This is a genomic window from Jejuibacter sp. L23, assembly GCF_050815825.1.
GTDB classification, from domain to species: domain Bacteria; phylum Pseudomonadota; class Gammaproteobacteria; order Enterobacterales; family Enterobacteriaceae; genus Jejubacter; species Jejubacter calystegiae.
Window position 1 is genome coordinate 1,831,802 of record NZ_CP138199.1, and the last position, 16,381, is coordinate 1,848,182.

20 protein-coding genes are annotated in these 16,381 nt (G+C 57.2%); 9 read left to right on the plus strand and 11 right to left on the minus strand.

Annotated features, from left to right (window positions below; all coding sequences use genetic code 11):
- Complete coding sequence (locus SCU88_RS08455) at positions 1-735, minus strand: phosphatase PAP2 family protein (protein WP_175339737.1); 735 nt, start codon at positions 733-735, stop codon at positions 1-3.
- Between the two features lie 159 nt (positions 736-894).
- Here SCU88_RS08455 and SCU88_RS08460 point away from each other — a divergent pair, with 159 nt between their 5' ends.
- A complete protein-coding gene (locus tag SCU88_RS08460; protein ID WP_175339738.1) occupies positions 895-2,121 on the plus strand; it encodes an MdfA family multidrug efflux MFS transporter in 1,227 nt (408 codons plus the stop codon).
- A gap of 9 nt (positions 2,122-2,130) precedes the next feature.
- Here SCU88_RS08460 and SCU88_RS08465 read toward each other — a convergent pair whose 3' ends face one another.
- Genes SCU88_RS08465 through SCU88_RS08475 form a run of 3 tightly spaced genes read right to left on the minus strand, consistent with a single transcriptional unit; the run spans position 2,131 to position 4,519 of the window.
- Positions 2,131-2,949 (minus strand): Cof-type HAD-IIB family hydrolase, encoded by an 819-nt coding sequence (locus SCU88_RS08465; RefSeq protein WP_175339739.1) that lies wholly within the window; start codon positions 2,947-2,949, stop codon positions 2,131-2,133.
- 20 nt (positions 2,950-2,969) lie between these two features.
- Positions 2,970-3,305, minus strand: coding sequence for a tRNA-binding protein (locus SCU88_RS08470; protein ID WP_138096567.1), 336 nt, complete (start codon positions 3,303-3,305; stop codon positions 2,970-2,972).
- Between the two features lie 11 nt (positions 3,306-3,316).
- Positions 3,317-4,519, minus strand: a complete 1,203-nt coding sequence (locus tag SCU88_RS08475) for an MFS transporter (RefSeq protein ID WP_175339740.1) — start codon at positions 4,517-4,519, stop codon at positions 3,317-3,319.
- 203 nt (positions 4,520-4,722) lie between these two features.
- On the opposite strand from SCU88_RS08475, the gene SCU88_RS08480 reads away from it, so the two are divergent.
- The gene (locus tag SCU88_RS08480) at positions 4,723-4,890 is read left to right on the plus strand and encodes a hypothetical protein (protein WP_168198737.1); all 168 of its coding nucleotides are present in this window, start codon (positions 4,723-4,725) and stop codon (positions 4,888-4,890) included.
- Between the two features lie 16 nt (positions 4,891-4,906).
- On the opposite strand, the gene SCU88_RS08485 is transcribed toward SCU88_RS08480, so the two are convergent.
- Positions 4,907-6,595: an aspartate:alanine antiporter gene (locus SCU88_RS08485; RefSeq protein ID WP_138096569.1), complete on the minus strand. Its 1,689-nt coding sequence runs from the start codon at positions 6,593-6,595 to the stop codon at positions 4,907-4,909.
- 291 nt (positions 6,596-6,886) lie between these two features.
- On the opposite strand from SCU88_RS08485, the gene ybjM reads away from it, so the two are divergent.
- From ybjM to rlmC, 7 genes are all read left to right on the plus strand, one after another.
- Positions 6,887-7,273 carry an inner membrane protein YbjM gene (gene ybjM, locus SCU88_RS08490; protein ID WP_138096570.1) on the plus strand — a complete coding sequence of 129 codons (387 nt, stop codon included), beginning with the start codon at positions 6,887-6,889 and terminating at the stop codon, positions 7,271-7,273.
- Complete coding sequence (locus tag SCU88_RS08495) at positions 7,219-7,638, plus strand: DUF1418 family protein (RefSeq protein ID WP_338324497.1); 420 nt, start codon at positions 7,219-7,221, stop codon at positions 7,636-7,638. The genes ybjM and SCU88_RS08495 overlap by 55 nt, the downstream gene beginning before the upstream one ends.
- Entirely contained in the window at positions 7,622-8,344 is a 723-nt protein-coding gene (nfsA, locus tag SCU88_RS08500; protein WP_138096571.1) for an oxygen-insensitive NADPH nitroreductase, read from the plus strand. The genes SCU88_RS08495 and nfsA overlap by 17 nt, the downstream gene beginning before the upstream one ends.
- Before the next feature lie 47 nt (positions 8,345-8,391).
- A complete protein-coding gene (rimK, locus tag SCU88_RS08505; RefSeq protein WP_175339741.1) occupies positions 8,392-9,294 on the plus strand; it encodes a 30S ribosomal protein S6--L-glutamate ligase in 903 nt (300 codons plus the stop codon).
- Positions 9,295-9,384: 90 nt separating this feature from the next.
- Positions 9,385-9,864 carry a YbjN domain-containing protein gene (locus SCU88_RS08510; RefSeq protein ID WP_175339742.1) on the plus strand — a complete coding sequence of 160 codons (480 nt, stop codon included), beginning with the start codon at positions 9,385-9,387 and terminating at the stop codon, positions 9,862-9,864.
- Positions 9,865-10,038: 174 nt separating this feature from the next.
- The gene (locus SCU88_RS08515; RefSeq protein WP_431810158.1) at positions 10,039-10,506 is read left to right on the plus strand and encodes a YbjO family protein; all 468 of its coding nucleotides are present in this window, start codon (positions 10,039-10,041) and stop codon (positions 10,504-10,506) included.
- A gap of 49 nt (positions 10,507-10,555) precedes the next feature.
- The gene (gene rlmC / locus SCU88_RS08520) at positions 10,556-11,686 is read left to right on the plus strand and encodes a 23S rRNA (uracil(747)-C(5))-methyltransferase RlmC (protein WP_138096574.1); all 1,131 of its coding nucleotides are present in this window, start codon (positions 10,556-10,558) and stop codon (positions 11,684-11,686) included.
- A 45-nt stretch (positions 11,687-11,731) separates the two neighbouring features.
- Here rlmC and artJ read toward each other — a convergent pair whose 3' ends face one another.
- From artJ to artP, 6 genes are all read right to left on the minus strand, one after another.
- Positions 11,732-12,466, minus strand: coding sequence for an ABC transporter substrate-binding protein ArtJ (gene artJ / locus SCU88_RS08525; RefSeq protein WP_175339743.1), 735 nt, complete (start codon positions 12,464-12,466; stop codon positions 11,732-11,734).
- A gap of 141 nt (positions 12,467-12,607) precedes the next feature.
- Entirely contained in the window at positions 12,608-13,036 is a 429-nt protein-coding gene (locus tag SCU88_RS08530) for a hypothetical protein (protein WP_138096576.1), read from the minus strand.
- A 381-nt stretch (positions 13,037-13,417) separates the two neighbouring features.
- Entirely contained in the window at positions 13,418-14,086 is a 669-nt protein-coding gene (gene artM, locus SCU88_RS08535) for an arginine ABC transporter permease ArtM (protein ID WP_138096578.1), read from the minus strand.
- Positions 14,086-14,802 (minus strand): arginine ABC transporter permease ArtQ, encoded by a 717-nt coding sequence (gene artQ, locus SCU88_RS08540; protein WP_138096579.1) that lies wholly within the window; start codon positions 14,800-14,802, stop codon positions 14,086-14,088. Before artQ ends, artM begins: the two co-directional genes overlap by 1 nt.
- An 8-nt stretch (positions 14,803-14,810) precedes the next feature.
- Positions 14,811-15,542, minus strand: coding sequence for an arginine ABC transporter substrate-binding protein ArtI (gene artI, locus SCU88_RS08545; RefSeq protein ID WP_175339744.1), 732 nt, complete (start codon positions 15,540-15,542; stop codon positions 14,811-14,813).
- Between the two features lie 20 nt (positions 15,543-15,562).
- Positions 15,563-16,291 carry an arginine ABC transporter ATP-binding protein ArtP gene (gene artP / locus SCU88_RS08550; RefSeq protein ID WP_175339745.1) on the minus strand — a complete coding sequence of 243 codons (729 nt, stop codon included), beginning with the start codon at positions 16,289-16,291 and terminating at the stop codon, positions 15,563-15,565.
- Positions 16,292-16,381: the final 90 nt, after the last annotated feature.

The following is a 16,381-nucleotide window of genomic DNA, read 5'->3' on the forward strand; positions in this document are numbered from 1 at the left end:
TTAAACAGATTCCTTTTTTCGTAATCGGGTCACGGCCCACCAGACCGTGACCTGGGTCAACCAGACCCACCATCCAGCCCACAAATTGTGGGAAAAAAAGTGCGCGCCGCGCATGACCTGGCCGTAGCCCATGGTCAATCCCAGCGCAATGCCTCCCAGAAAGCAGCCCCAGGCCAGTCGGGGGCGCTCGCGGTAAAACAGAAAAAACAGCCCCATTACCATAAAGCCGCTGGAAGCGTGCCCGCCGGGAAAACAGTGCCCGTAACCGCTGTTAAGCGGCGCCGGGTCAAACAGCGGGTAGCCCACGGCCTGACCGCCATACTCCACCAGATCCCAGGGACAGCTGTGATAGCTGGTGGCTTTCAGGATCCCCACGCTTAATGCGCCCAGACCCATTAGCAGCGCGACCATTGTCGCCCGCGGCCGACGGCGAAAAATGCCCCACAGCAGCAGGACCACGGCGGCGACGATAATGACATCCTTTAACAACTGATGGTTGAAAAGCGCCAGCCAGCGATTGTCTCGCCAGGGAAAGCGGCGGCTCGCCGCATCGTACCAGTAACCGGTCAGCAGGCGATCCAGTGCTTCGCTGCGCGACAGCCAGAAAAAAATAGCGCCGCAGAACGTGAGTCCCAGAGCCTGGTAAAGGTAGAAGCTACGCGGCAGGGCGTAAAGCAGGTTTTTCTTATTTATCAGGGTATCGGCGGTGTCGCACTGAGTTCGGGTGAACAACATAAGCCTGTCCACAGCAATCGGGAGTGGCGTCAGAATAGTGGGGCTGGATGAAGAAAACCTTAAACGAAAAGGGATATCTGTACCGGTAAAGATTTTGCTTTGCCGAAAACCGGAATTTCATTACACTCTGCGCGTCTTTTTCTTCTCTGGTTGTTTTTTATGCAAACCCTGGCTGCAAAACCCCTTGGACGCGGCGCGCTGCTGTTTCCGCTCTGCCTGGTGCTCTACGAATTTTCTACCTATATCGCTAACGACATGATCCAGCCGGGAATGCTGGCGGTGGTTGAGCAATATCAGGCGGGAAGCGAGTGGGTGCCGACCTCGATGACCGCCTATCTGGCGGGCGGTATGCTGCTGCAGTGGCTGCTGGGGCCGCTTTCCGATCGGGTCGGCCGTCGTCCGGTTATGCTGGCTGGCGTGCTGTGGTTTATCCTGACCTGCCTGGGAACGCTGCTGGCGCAGAATATTGAACAGTTTACTTTCCTGCGTTTCCTGCAGGGGGTGAGCCTGTGCTTTATCGGCGCAGTGGGCTATGCGGCGGTGCAGGAATCCTTTGAAGAGTCGGTCTGTATTAAAATAACCGCCCTGATGGCTAATGTGGCGTTGATTGCTCCGCTGTTGGGGCCGCTGGTGGGGGCCGCCTGGATTCATGTCGCGCCATGGCAGATGATGTTTGTTCTGTTCGCGTTGCTGGCTGCGGTGGCGTTGGCCGGGCTGTGGCGCGCGATGCCGGAAACCGCCACCCGTATTGGCGAACCGCTTTCCCTTCCGCGCCTGGGGCGCGACTACCGCGAAGTGCTGCATAATGGCCGTTTTGTCGCCGGGGCGCTGGCTACCGGCTTCGCGGCGCTGCCGCTGCTGACGTGGATAGCCCAGTCGCCGGTGATGCTGATACAGGGCGAGAATATGAGCAGCTATCAGTACGGACTGTTACAGGTTCCGGTATTCGGCGGTTTGATCATCGGCAACCTGACCCTGGCGCGCCTGACGGCTCACCATAGCGTGCGGCGTCTTATCCTGGCGGGCGTCATACCGATTGTGGGCGGGCTGGCGCTGGCTGCGGTGGCGACTCAGGTGGCGGCGCACGCCTGGCTGTGGATGATAGCCGGGCTTAGCCTGTACGCTTTCGGCATCGGTTTATCCAATGCCGGTCTGGTGCGCCTGACTCTGTTCGCCAGTGAGATGAGCAAGGGCACCGTGGCGGCGGCTATGGGGATGATGCAGATGCTGATCTTCACCTTCGGCATTGAAGTAAGTAAACACGCCTGGCTGAGCGGCGGTAATGGGCTGTTTAACCTGGTGAACCTGACGAGCGGCCTGCTGTGGCTGGGGTTGGTGATGTTGTTCCTGCGCGACCACAGCGCCGGTGCGGCGCTGCAGCCCTGAGTGGCAACCTCAGTCGAACGGCGGCGTGCGGTTAAGGGCTCGTTCGATAATCTCCAGAACCCCTTCCCGGTTATTGTCTGGCGCCCGGTGGGGCGTCAGTGCCTGTACCACTGCGGGGGCATTGGCCATCGCGAAACCGAAATCTGCCTGTTGCAGCATTTCGGTATCGTTGCCGCCATCGCCAAAGGCCAGCACCTTACCGCTGTCGATGTTCCAGTGACGGCGTAGCAGATCCAGTCCGTTTGCCTTGTGTAGTCCGGGAATAATCAGATCGATGGATCCATGGCCGCTGGTGACCGGGGTGATGATATCACCCAGGGTATCGCGCAGCCGCGCCATGGTGTGCGCCAGGGAGGCATCCGGCAGGTTAAGGGCGAATTTAAAGAAGGTATCGCGACTTTCGATACCGGCGAAATCATCGACCTGCTCCAGTCGTGGATAGTAGTGCGCCGCGGCCTGTTTCACTTCGTCGCGATAGTGGGACAGCGTCCAGGCGCAGCGCTTGCCGCAGACGACGATCTCCACATCCGGTAGCTGGAGCAGCTCGGCAATGGCGCGGCGCAACTGTTCATAGCTGAAGGCGCCGTTAAACAGATCCCGATCGCCGCACAGCACCCAGGCGCCGTTTTCGGCCACAAAACCAATCTCGTGGGCAATCTCAGGAAAAAAGCTGCGTAGCTGCCAGTATTGATTGCCGCTGGCGACCGCGAAGCGAATTCCCTGGTGTTTCATACGCTGATATAGCGCCATAAACCGCGGGCGGTTATAGCATTTGGTATCATCAAGAAAGGTGCCGTCCATATCAACGGCGATCAGTTTGATTGTCACGGGACCTCCGCGATTCAGAATCAGGCCAGCCGGGTACCGTTGGGCACCGGCAGGGTGAATTCGGCCAGTACCACCGAACCGTCGGCATCGTGGGCGCCGGTGACCAGCACTTCGGATTTTACGCCAGCGATACGGCGCGGGGCAAAGTTGCAGACGCACAGAACCTGACGGCCGGGCAGCGATTCTAACGGATAGTGTTGGGTTATCTGGGCGCTCGAACGCTTGACACCCAGATCGCCAAGGTCGATATCCATGACCCAGGCGGGCTTATGCGCTTTCACGTTGGGTTCGGCATGAATAATTGTACCCACCCGCAGTTCTACACGTTCAAAGTCCTGCCACTCAATGGTGTCCATGCTGTCTCCTGTTATGGCTGTTGTGTTGAAGCTTTGGGTTTCGCCACTGCCCGGGCAAGCGTTGCCGCAATCACCACCAGCGCCAGCACCAGCAGCATGGCGCTACGCAGACCGTAGTGCTGCCCCAAAAAGCCAAGTAGCGGCGGCCCGACCAGAAAGGCGATGTAGCCGGTGGTTGCTACCACGCTGACGCGGGTTGCGGCATCCGGGCCGGTGTCGCTGGCGGCTGAGATAGCGAGCGGAAAACCCAGCGAGGCGCCCAGTCCCCAGAATAGCACCGACAGTCCGGCGATGAAGGGGCTGTCGACAAAGATAACGAGCCCGATGCCCAGCGCGCCCAGTATGGCGCTGGCGCGCACCACCGACACCCGGTCGAAGCGATCGATAAACCAGCCGCCGCAGCAGCGTCCCAGTGCCATCCCCAGGGTGAATCCGGCGTAGATCAGGGAGCCGGAGGTGGGGCTAAAACCGTGTTCATCCACCATCAACAGCGGCAGCCAGTCGTTGGCAGAGCCCTCTGCGAAGGCCATAGCCAGGACGATAACGCCTATCAGCATCAGGGTGCTGTCTTTCCAGAACGGGCGGTGAGGGGCGGTGGTGGACTGCTCAGCGCCTTCGGCAGGCTGCTGGCCGGTGCCGTCGGGAATAGCGCCGATGGCGATAATAATCGGGATAATGGCGATAAGCCCCGCCAGCAGCAGGTGGTGGTCGGCGCGCAGGCTCAGGCCGGTCAGGGCCATACCGGCAACGGCGCCTGCCAGGGTTCCCAGACTGTAGAAACCGTGCATCATTGGCAGTACCGTCTTATTCATCAGACGTTCCACCACGGCGCCTTCCACGTTAACTGCCACTTCGGCGCTGCCCAGTCCGCCGCCCAGCAGGGCCAATCCGGCGGCGAACAGCCAGGGCGAGGCCAGCCACAGCGCCAGACTCATCAGCAGCATCCCGCCCACCACCAGCGCCATACCGACCCGGATAACCTGACGGGCGCCGAAGCGCTTAACCAGCCAGCCGGAACACAGAATGCCGCTCATAGAGCCGACGGAGATACCGAACAGCACCATCCCCATTTCCGAGATGGAAACGCCGAGCGTATCGCGAATATCCGGGGTTCGGGTGGCCCAGGAGGCCATAAGCAGACCGGGAAGAAAGAACAACGCAAACAGAGCCCAACAGCGCTGACGCAGGGCCTTGCGGGAGGAGACAGCCGTCATGAGTATCCAGAGTAAGAAAATAAGAGAGACACTAGCAACTCTCTATCCTTTTGTACATCAACGGCTTTTGATTCGGTGAAGCATGGTCGACGGGAAGAAAAAGATGGCACAAAATGTCAAATGAATCCTGCTAATTAATAGCGGGACGTCACTTTAGGGCTTAAAAGCGCGGGGGAGCGGAGCGAAAAGTCGCCAGGATAAGGATGAAAATGTGGGCTATCTGTCGTGAAGATAATAAAAAACCCATCAATCTTGAACCGAAATCGGCGGGATTGATGGGCTCCTCAAATTGGGGACATCAAAGAAAAGCAGTGGCACTTAATATGACTGGCGCCGCCCCAAAAAGTTCACGGGTTTTGCAAAAAACTTAACTTTTTCTTTATCGGACTAGAAACTGAGCCCCGGCCAGATGATCACAATCAGGGTACCGGCCAGCGTCAGCAGGACGTTGGCAATGGCATAGGTACCGGCGTAGCCCAGCGCCGGAATGTTGCTGCGCGACACGTCGCTAATAATCTCCATCGCCGGTGCGCTGGTTCTGGCCCCCATAATGGCGCCAAACAGCAGCGCCCGGTTCATACGCAATACCCAGGCGCCGAACAGAAAGCAGATTGCTACTGGCAGCAGGCTGACCAGCAGACCGGCCACCAGCATCTGCCAGCCCACATCGCCCAGGCTGTGGTTGATGCCGCTACCGGCACTCAGCCCCACCCCGGCCATAAAGACCATCAGACCAAACTCTTTCACCATATTCAGCGCCCCCTGAGGGATGTAGCCGAAGGTCGGGTGGTTGGCGCGCAGGAAGCCGAGCATGATACCGGCAAACAGCAGCCCGGCGGCGTTACCGATACCGAAGCTGAAGGTGCTGAACTGGAAACTGATCATCCCGATCATCAGGCCGATAATAAAGAAAGAGCAGAAGGCCAGCAGATCGGTAACCTGGCTGTGAATCGAGACGAAGCCGATACGGTCGGCCACGGTTTTTACCCGGCGGGCATCGCCGCTGACCTGGAGGACGTCACCTTTATTCAGCAGGATATTGTCGTCGATAGGCATCTCGATCTGGCTACGGATCACGCGGTTCAGGAAGCAGCCCTGATCGGTCAGCTTAAGCTGGCCCAGGCGACGCCCCACGGCATTATGGTTTTTAACCACAATCTCCTCAGTGACGATGCGCATATCCAGCAGATCGCGATCGAATACCTCTTTCCCGTTGCGGAAGCTGGGGTCGAGGCGGGCGTGGGCATCGGGATAGCCCACCAGGGCGATTTCATCGCCGGGCTGCAGTACGGCATCACCGTCCGGCGTGGCCAGAATACCGTTGCGGCGAATTCGTTCGATATAGCAACCGGTCTGGCGATAGATACCCAGCTCGCGCAAATTCTTGCCATCAGCCCAGGCCACCAGTTCCGGCCCCACCCGGTAAGCGCGAATCACCGGCAGAAAAACCTTGCGGGTGGTATCGGTATCCAGCCCGCGTTCGCGGGCTATCTGCTGGGCGCTGGTTTGCAGATCCTGGTGCTGCAGGCGCGGCATATAGCGGGCGGCCAGAATCAGGCTGACCAGACCAATCAGGTAGGTCAGGGCGTAGCCCAGGCTCAGTTGGTCAAGGGCGGTAGCCAGTTCGCCGTCGCTGATCCCCGCATGGCGCAGGGTATCCCCGGCGCCCACCAGGACAGGGGTGGAGGTCATGGAGCCCGCCAGCATACCGGAGGTCAGGCCAATGCCCCAACCGAACGCCTTACCCAGCAGGATAGCGATAATCAGCGCGCTGCCCACCATCACCAGCGCCAGCATCAGGTAGTTTTTACCGTCGCGAAAGAAAATAGAAAAAAAGTTGGGGCCGGCTTCCACGCCAACGCAAAAAATGAACAGCATAAAGCCCAAATTCAGCGCGTCTGTGTTGATCGAAAAGTGCTGTTGACCCAGTAATAAAGAGACGACTAAAACACCAATGGAATTACCCAGTTGAATTGAACCCAGCCGTAATTTACCGAGACACAGGCCTAAAGCCAGTACCACAAATAATAACAGGACGTAATTCCCGTTTAACAAATCTGCGACGTTTATATTCACGTAGGCTAACTTCTTGTTTACCAGTAAGCTATTGAATGGAGTGGTTTTTTAAGTTAATGTCCCCCTTCGGAGACATTGGGCTGATAGCGGAACGATCGCATCAAATAATAACTGCCCGCGCCGTAAAGAGCCGTTGCTAGTTTAATCTTAATAAGAATCAACGGCCAGCACGAACAGTGAGAAATTGTACAGATCTTTTCGGACCGAGGGAGCGTCACAGGGTGTTGTCGGCGCGCAGGCTTATTTCTGGCCCGCGCGTGAGGTTTGGCGAACAGATTCAAGAGGATTCGGATGATGCGCCAGGATCGGTGGGCGGGGATGGTTTGCGCCTTTGTACTCTTTATTGCTGTTTTCGTGTACCAGAAAATCGGTCTGGCTGCGGCGACCTGCGTTCGCGATGAGCCGGAGCCGGAGCTACTGTTGTTCATCCTGCCGGGCTTTATCGCTGGTTTTATCTCGCTGCGCGGCGATCTGATCAGACCGCTGGCTGGCGTGGTGCTGGCCTTGCCGTTCTGCTTCCTTATTATGCATCTGTGGCTGATACCCCAGCGCTCCCCCGTACAGGAGGCCGCCTGGCTGTTTAGCGGCGCTTTCTGGTGCGCGATTGGCGTGCTGAGTGCGTTATGCGTGCGTTCTCTGCGCCATCGTCAGCGCCGCTATCGACGCTGGCGTCACTGATTACGCTATATTCCGGTAAACCGTCATCCTGCCGCCAGGCTATACTGGCGGGCCGTTGCCGTGGAGAAGCACCGATGAGAACGCTGAACGACCTGCCCAAACCCATCATCCTGCTGGAACTGCTTGGCATGATCCTGCTGGGTCTGGCCTGGCTGTCGATTAATGGTCATGTGGCGCTACCGGCGCCGCTAAACGGCACCGTTGCCGCCGTGGTGATGGTCTGTGGTGGTATCGCGTTAATGCTTCCCGCGGCCTTTATGTTGTTATGGGGAGTGGCCCACAATGTGGCGCCGTTGCTGCTCAAGCAGCGACCTCAGCAACCGACCCCCTCAAGCAAGGAAAAACGAGATGACGCCGACCATTGATTTGATCCGCTCCCACCGTTCCATTCGCCACTTTACCGACCAGAGCGTCAGCGATGAGCAGCGTGAAGCCATTATCGCCAGTGCGCAGGCGGCTTCCAGTTCCAGTTTTTTGCAATGTTCTTCGATCATTCGTATCACCGATCCGGCAGTGCGCGAGCAACTGGTAACCCTGAGCGGCGGTCAGAAGCACGTCGCCCAGGCGCCGGAATTTTGGGTATTCTGCGCCGACTTTAACCGCCACCTGCAGATCTGCCCTGAAGCGCAGCTGGGCCTGGCCGAACAGCTTCTGCTGGGCGTAGTGGATACCGCGATGATGGGGCAAAATGCCATGCTGGCTGCGGAGTCCCTGGGGATGGGCGGCGTTTACATCGGCGGAATTCGCAACAGCATTGAGGCAGTGACCGAACTGTTGGCACTGCCTGAGCATGTGCTGCCGCTGTTTGGCCTGTGCCTGGGCTGGCCGGCGGATAATCCGGATATTAAACCGCGCTTGCCGGCGTCCCTGGTGGTGCACGAGAATCGCTATCAGCCGATGGATCAGCAGACGCTGGCGCACTACGATGAAACGCTGGCGCAGTACTATCTGTCACGGGGCAGCAATAACCGGCGCGATACCTGGAGCGATCACATCCGTCGTACCATTATTAAAGAGAGTCGTCCGTTTATCCTGGCTTATCTGCATAAGCAGGGCTGGGCGCTCCGTTAACCAGTCCGCTTTGGGCTGATGCTTTTTGACCATTAGTGAGGTGAAGGGTGAATATCGCCATTTTATCCAGGGATGGTGCGCTCTGGTCCTGTCGGCGTCTGCGGGAGGCGGCCCAGCGTCGCGGGCACCGGGTTGAGGTTATCGATCCGCTCTCCTGCTATATGAGCATTAATCCACGAGCCTCTTCGGTGCATTATAAAGGACGGCGCCTGCCGCATTATGATGCGGTGATTCCGCGTATCGGTTCGGCCATTACCTTCTACGGCACCGCCGTGCTGCGCCAGTTTGAAATGCTGGGCAGCTATCCCCTGAATGAGTCGGTGGCGATTACCCGGGCCAGGGACAAGCTACGTTCATTGCAGCTACTGGCGCGCCGGGGAATCGATCTGCCGGTGACCGGTTTTGCCCATTCGCCGGATGATACCCACGATTTGATCGAGATGGTCGGCGGCGCGCCGCTGGTGGTCAAGCTGGTGGAGGGCACTCAGGGCATTGGCGTGGTACTGGCAGAAACCCGTCAGGCGGCGGAAAGCGTGATCGATGCTTTCCGCGGTCTGAACGCCCATATCCTGGTGCAGGAGTACATCAAAGAAGCCAGGGGCAGGGATATCCGCTGTCTGGTAGTGGGCGACCAGGTGGTGGCTGCCATTGAACGCCAGGCGAAGGAGGGCGATTTTCGTTCCAACCTGCATCGAGGAGGCGTGGCGCGGCGGGTGGATATCACCCCGCAGGAGCGTGATATCGCGCTGGGGGCGGCCACAACGCTGGGCCTGGATGTGGCCGGTGTGGATATTCTGCGCGCCGACCGTGGGCCGCTGGTGATGGAGGTAAATGCCTCTCCGGGGCTGGAGGGAATCGAGAAGGTGAGCGGGGTGGATATCGCTTCATTGATGATCGGCTGGATCGAGCGCCATGCCCGCCCTGGCTTTTCCCTGAAAACCGGCGGCTAGCGCGATTTTCGGCCCATACTCATGGTATCAGCGCTGCTTTTTGCGTAAGCTATGCGCGTTTACAGGTCATCAAAAGAGGTATCACCGTTTATGGATTCACTCGTTGTCCCTTCACTGGACACACTGCGCCGCTGGCTGGATGAGTTGGGGGTAAATTTCTTCGAGTGTGATACCTGCCAGGCGCTGCATTTGCCGCATATGCAAAACTTTAACGGTATCTTCGATGCCAAGATCGATCTGGTGGATGATGTGGTACTGTTTTCCGCGCTGGCCGAAGTCAAACCCTCTGCGTTGCTGGCGCTGGCTTCCGATCTCTCTGCGATTAACGCGGGCTCTTTGACGGTGAAAGCCTTTCTTGACGTGCAGGACGACAATCTGCCGAAGCTGGTGGTCTGTCAGACGCTGTCTACCGGAGCGGGAGTGAACCGTGCGCAGTTCGCCTGGTTTATGCAGCAGAGCGAACAGCAGATCTCCATGGTGATTCTGGAGGCGGGCGCCCATCATCTGCTCTACAGCGGTGAAGAGGAAGAACAACTGCTAAACCTGCCACAGACTCCTCTGCTGCACTGACTCTCCCTGCGTGGCCATCCCGGCCGCGCAGCGCTTTTCCGACTATTACCTGAGATTTAGCTAATTGAATGGCATGTCCTGATATGGCTGAATGCCTGTAAATCTGCCATGATAAATTCTGGCGCCGCTTCTGGTCGCAGCGCGTTGATGCTACAGGGAAATGTGAAGTTGGATATGTCGGGCAAGCATCGTTCATCTCATGCCACACTCAATGCTCCCACGCTGGTTCTGGTGGCGGGCACGGCCATTATTGCTGTCCGCTGCCTGGATCTGCTGATGTTGTTCGGCGTACTGGGGCCGCGGGGAATACTGGATTTTCTGTATCGCAGTGCCCAGACATGGAATCTGACTGCGGTATTTCTTGGCAGCTTGCTGCTGCTGTTTATTGAGCTACGCTGCGCCTTTGCCATTATGCGCGGGCGAAACTGGGGGCGTTGGGGTTATCTGTTCACCCGGCTGGTAGCGCTCGGCTACCTGTGGGCCGCTTCCCTGGGATGGGGGTATCCGGAACTGTTTAGCATTGTCGGCGGATCGCCGGGTGAGATCCTTAATGCGCTGCTGATTCAGAAACTGCCCGATCTGCTGGTGCTGTTCCTGATCTTTGTTCCTGCGAAAAGTCGGCGCTATTTTCGGCTGGGTTAGCGGGAGAACGGTGGTACAATCAGCCGCCGTTTTTTCTCAGGGTTTTGTTATGCAATGCGCACTCTATGACGCCGGTCGTTGTCGCTCCTGTACGTGGGTAGAACAGCCGATAGCCGGGCAGCTTTCCACGAAAATGACCGATCTTCGCCAGCTCCTGACGGGGATGGCGGTGGATGAGTGGCGCGAACCGGTCAGTGGGCCGGAGGCGGGGTTTCGCAACAAAGCCAAGATGGTGGTTAGCGGCAGCGTAGAGCGCCCGATATTCGGTACCGCGCCACGGGACGGTCAGGCCCAGGATCTGACTGACTGCCCCCTCTATCCCGCCAGCTTCCCGCCTGTGTTCAATGCGCTTAAGCCTTTTATCGCCCGGGCCGGATTAACGCCCTATAACGTGGCGCGCCGTCGCGGCGAGCTGAAGTATATTCTGCTGACCGAAAGCCAGCAGGATGGGGCTATGATGCTGCGTTTCGTGCTGCGCTCTGAAGCCAAACTGGCGCAGCTGCGGGCGGCGCTCCCAGCGCTTCAGGCGCAGCTGCCTCAGCTGCGGGTGATTTCCGTGAATATCCAGCCGGTGCATATGGCGATTATGGAGGGGGAGCAGGAGATCTTTCTGACCGACCAGCAGGCGCTGGCGGAGAATTTTAACGGTGTTCCACTGTGGATTCGCCCCCAGAGCTTCTTCCAGACCAATCCCAGTGTCGCCTCCCAACTTTATGCCTGTGCCAGGGAGTGGGTGCGCGAGCTGCCCGTGAACCATATGTGGGATCTGTTCTGCGGCGTGGGTGGTTTTGGTTTGCACTGCGCCACGCCACAGATGACCCTGACTGGGATCGAAATCGCGCCAGAGGCGATTGCCTGCGCTCGCCAGTCCGCCCGGGCGCTGGGCCTGACCCGTCACTATTTTCAGGCGCTGGACTCTACGAATTTCGCTACGGCTCAGGCCTCCATACCGGAGCTGGTGCTGGTTAACCCGCCGCGCCGCGGCATTGGCGAAGCCTTATGCGACTATCTTGGCCGAATGGCGCCGGACTGGATTATCTACTCCAGCTGCAATGCCGCCACTATGGCGAAGGATATACGCTGCCTGAGTGGTTACCGTATCCGTCGGGTTCAGCTGTTCGATATGTTTCCCCATACCGCTCACTATGAAGTGCTGACGTTACTGGAAAAAGAGAACTGAGAAAGGGAAGGGCGACGGAGCCATGTCCGCCGCTGAAAGGGGGCTTTAGCCTGCGGGGAACCACTTATCGCTAATCTTCTGATAAGTGCCGTTAGCTTTAATGGCTGCCAGGGCTTCATTCAGTTTGTTCAACAGCGCTGTATTACCGGGGCGTACTGCAATGCCAAGGCCGGTGCCGAAGTATTGGGGATCGGTCACTTTCCCGGTCGCCGGACCCAGTTGCGGGTTCTTCTTCAGCCACTCATTCACGACCGCGGTGTCGCCAAATACCCCATCCAGACGGCCATTTTTCAGGTCGATAATGGCATTCTGGTAGCTGTCATAGGCCACGGTTTTCACTTCCGGGTGCTTGTCCTGCAGATACTTCTGGTGGGTGGTGCCGTTTTCCATTCCGATACGCTTGCCTTTCAGTTGTTCAAAGCTCTGGTACTGATCCTTTTTGGCAATCACCAGTGCGGAGTTAGCGTAGTAGGGGTTAGTAAAGGTCACCTGCTTGCTCCGCTCCGGCGTAATGTCCATACCGGAAATAACGGCGTCATATTTGCGGAATTTCAGCGACGGGATCAGGCTGTCGAAGGCCTGGTTGGTAAAGGTGCATTCGCTCTTCATCTGCTGGCATAAAGCCTTCGCCAGATCGATATCGAAACCAACAATCTGGTTACTGGAATCCAGGGATTCAAATGGCGGATAGGTGGCGGAAGAGGCGAAGCGGATTGGATCTGCGCTCCATGCGCTGAATGCGGTTGCGGCAAGGGCTGCGGCCAGAAGTAACTTTTTCATATCAAGCTCCCGTCTTATTAATCTTGTTCTCCAGGCCTGACTTTCGGCCTGCGGATTACCCTGCCATAAAGTGAATGGATATTCAATAAAAATGAATTAATATTAAATAATAAAAAAGGCGAATTGGCAGCCGTTTTCGCGCTAACTGGCGGTGACTGAGACTGCGATGCTTCTGTTTAACTGGTGTAGTGCCAGCTCTACGGTCTCTACTTTTGATGAGTGTTCCACATCCAGGAGCCTGTCTATTTGAGTTCCCGTTTTTCCCAGCTTGCGGGCCAGATCGGCTTTTCGGGTACCGGTCTCGATCATCGCGTTGTGCAGTGCGGCTTTCATTGCCGCCAGCACGGGCAGTGAGACAATATATTCACCTGCCTGGGGGGCACTACCCTGGGGGACGGGCCTGCGCTCCTCGATTTCAATGGCGACTGCCGTCACCAGGCCATAAACGGACTCCAGTAAGGCTTCTTCAATAGAGTCACCCACGGAGTTCATTAAAGGCAGATCCCGACATGAGGCTATCCAACTATTTGTCTCTGCGTCATGAGTGAGTTTAACCGGGTAGTTATACATAGTGCTTCCTTTAATCTCTCACCTTTCAGGACTCAAAGTCCTAAATCCTTCATGATTTTCTTGCGTAGTGGTTCCGGTATCTCTTTGGAACCATGGTCGGGGGAAAACCGATCTTCTGCCGTTCAAATTGATCTTCTGGTGGCTTCCTCCCCCTGGCGCTTTAGCGAACTCTGCACCCTGTTGCAGTAGCCAACGTTTAAATTCGCTGTATTTCATCGCGCCATCCATGGGCTATATGTGGGTTGATTTTTATGCAGTGTAACGCCCCGGATGATAAAAACAACATTTATGTTTTATTTATCATCATTTTTGTGACTTTTTGCGATAAAAAAACCGGCCACAGAAGCGTGGCCGGTCTGGACTCTCAGGACAGAAGGGAGGTTAACTACGCCGCTCAAACGCCAGCGCGCGGCGCTCTATCAGGCGCATCAGCAGTGTCAGAATGCCGTTGACCACCAGGTAAATCAGCCCCGCGGCGCCGAATACCATCACGTCATAGCTGCGCCCATAGAGCAGTTGACCGTGGCCCATCACTTCCATCAGCGTGATGGTATAGGCCAGTGATGTGCTCTTAAACACCAGCACCACCTCGTTGGAATAGGAGGAGAGGGCGCGTTTGAAAGCGTAGGGCAGCAGAATCGCCAGGGTATCCTTACGGCTCATGCCTAACGCCCCACAGGACTGCCACTGTCCTTCCGGAATGGCGCGAATCGCGCCGTGGAACAACTGGGTGGTGTAAGCAGCGCTGTTGAGCGATAGCGCAATCAGCGCGCACAGCCAGGGCTCGGAAAGCAGATGCCACAGCCACGGGATTTCCTGCAGCCCGGGAAACTGACCTGGCCCGTAGTAGATCAGGAAGATCTGCACCAGCAGCGGCGTTCCGGTAAACAGCGTAATAAACACCCGCACCAGTTGCGACAGCAGCGGGGTTTTCAGCGTCAGGATCACGGTAAACAGTAGCGACAGTACCAGCGCCACGGCGATAGAGGCGACGGTCAGAGTCAGACTGGTATGCAGCCCCTTCAGGAGTTCCGGTAAGTACTCAAGCATCAGCCGGGCCTCCGTTCAAAACGCGTCGCCCGCTGGTCGATAGCCTTGAGGATGTACTGACTCACCAGGGTAATCACCAGATAAATGGCGGCTGCCACGATGTACCAGGTAAAGGGCTCCTGAGTTCGGGTGGCGATGCTTTTGGTTTGCAGCATCAGATCGTTGACGCTAATCAGCGACACCAGGGCCGTATCCTTTAGCAGTACCAGCCACTGATTGCCCAGTCCAGGCAGGGCGTGGCGCCACATCTGAGGCATCACCAGGCGGAAGAAGATAGCGCCTTTGCTCATGCCCAACGCCATGCCGGATTCCCGCTGGCCTTCCGGCACCGCTTTCAGGGCGCCGCGCAGCGTCTGGGAAGCATAAGCGGCGTAGAGCAGCGACAGGGCGATAACCCCACACAGGAACGGACTGACGTCGAAGTTTTCAATCTCCATCTGCACCGGGATCTGGATAAAGCCCAGATTGAGCGTGAAACCGTCCGACAGCATCAGCAACAGCTGGGAGGAGCCGAAGTAGATAAACAGCACCACCAGGATCTCCGGCAGGCCACGCAGAATGGTGACCAGGCCAGAACCTATCCAGGCGATGGGACGCCACTTAACCGATTCCCAGACGGCGAATACCATCGCCAGTGCCAGGCCGATAATCAGGGCGCAAACGGCAAGGCCGACGGTCATCCCGGCGGCGCTTGCAAGTGGAAGGAAGTCGTTCATTAAGCCGATTACTTCTGGAACCATTTATTGTAGATGGCCTCGTAGGTGCCATTCTGCTTCACCTTCTCCAGCGCGCTGTTAAACTGCTGCTGTAGTTCGGTATTGCCTTTACGCACCGCGATGCCAAGCCCGGTACCGAAGTAGGCTTTATCGGTCACTTTATCGCCCACCGCGGCCAGCTTCGGATTGGCCTTCAGCCATTCGGTGACGACCGCAGTGTCGCCAAATACGGCGTCAATACGTCCGTTCTGCAGATCCAGTCTGGCATTCTGGTAGCTGTCGTAGGGAACAGTGGTGATTTCCGGATGTTTATCGTTGATAAACTTCTGGTGGGTGGTGCCGTTCTGAACCCCAACCTTCTTGCCTTTAAGCTGATCAATGCTGGTGTATTTACCCTGTACGCCGATAAACAGCGCCGAGTTATCGTAGTAAGGGTTGCTGAACAGCACCTGCTTCTGGCGCTCTGGCGTAATGTCCATACCGGCCATTACCGCTTCTACCCGCTTGAATTTCAGGCTGGGGATCAGGCTGTCGAACGACTGGTTGCTGAAGGTGCAGGTGGCGTCCATCTCTTTGCACAGTGCATTGGCGAGATCGACGTCAAAACCGACGATTTTATTGCTGGCGTCCATGGACTCAAACGGAGGATAAGAGGCCTCCGTGGCAAAGCGGATAGTCTGCGCCGCCGTGGCGGAGAAGCTGAGGCTGGCGAATAGCGCGGCAAGAAGGACTTTTTTCATTTTAGTATTCCCAATCATCTTCAGTGTGAAAGATAGGATCTGAAAGCATCGGTCTGCGGGTTGCTGAAGCAGCCCGCATCGCCCTGCTCGACAATATGACCATTTTCCATATAGACCACGCGGCTGGCGGTTTTGCGCGCCACTTCCACTTCGTGCGTCACGATCACCTGAGTGATGTTGGTCTGCGCCAGTTCGCGAATGATACTGACTATCTGGGCGGTGATTTCCGGATCCAGCGCCGCGGTCGGTTCGTCGAACAACAGCACTTCGGGTTCCATCATTAGCGCTCTGGCGATGGCCACGCGCTGCTGTTGCCCTCCGGAAAGGTGCAGCGGGTAGCGATCGGCATAGGGAGTTAGTCTCAGACGCTCCAGCAGTTTACCGGCGCGTTCGCGGGCCTGGTCTTTACTCAGCCCCTGCACCCGGCAGGGCGCTTCGATCAGGTTCTGCATCACCGTCAGATGCGGCCACAGGTTGTACTGCTGGAAAACCATACCGACGTGCTGACGCAGCGCGCGAATGGCTTTGTCGCCCGGGGCGCGGCTGAAGTCGAACTGGTTACCGGCGATGGCAAGCGTGCCGGAACGCGGCATCTCCAGCAGGTTAAGCACGCGCAGCAGAGAACTCTTTCCCGCGCCGCTCGGGCCGAGCAGCACTAACGTCTCCCCTTGCGGGCAGTCGAGCGTAATATCGAACAGCGCCTGGTGGGCGCCGTAAAAGCAGTTAATGCCGTTTAGTTGAATACTCATGCGCAGCAGTCGAATAGCAATTGAGGCCGCAAATAGTAACGTTGGCAGAATAGTTATGCAATATTTGTGCGTTAAAATCGCAAAAACGGG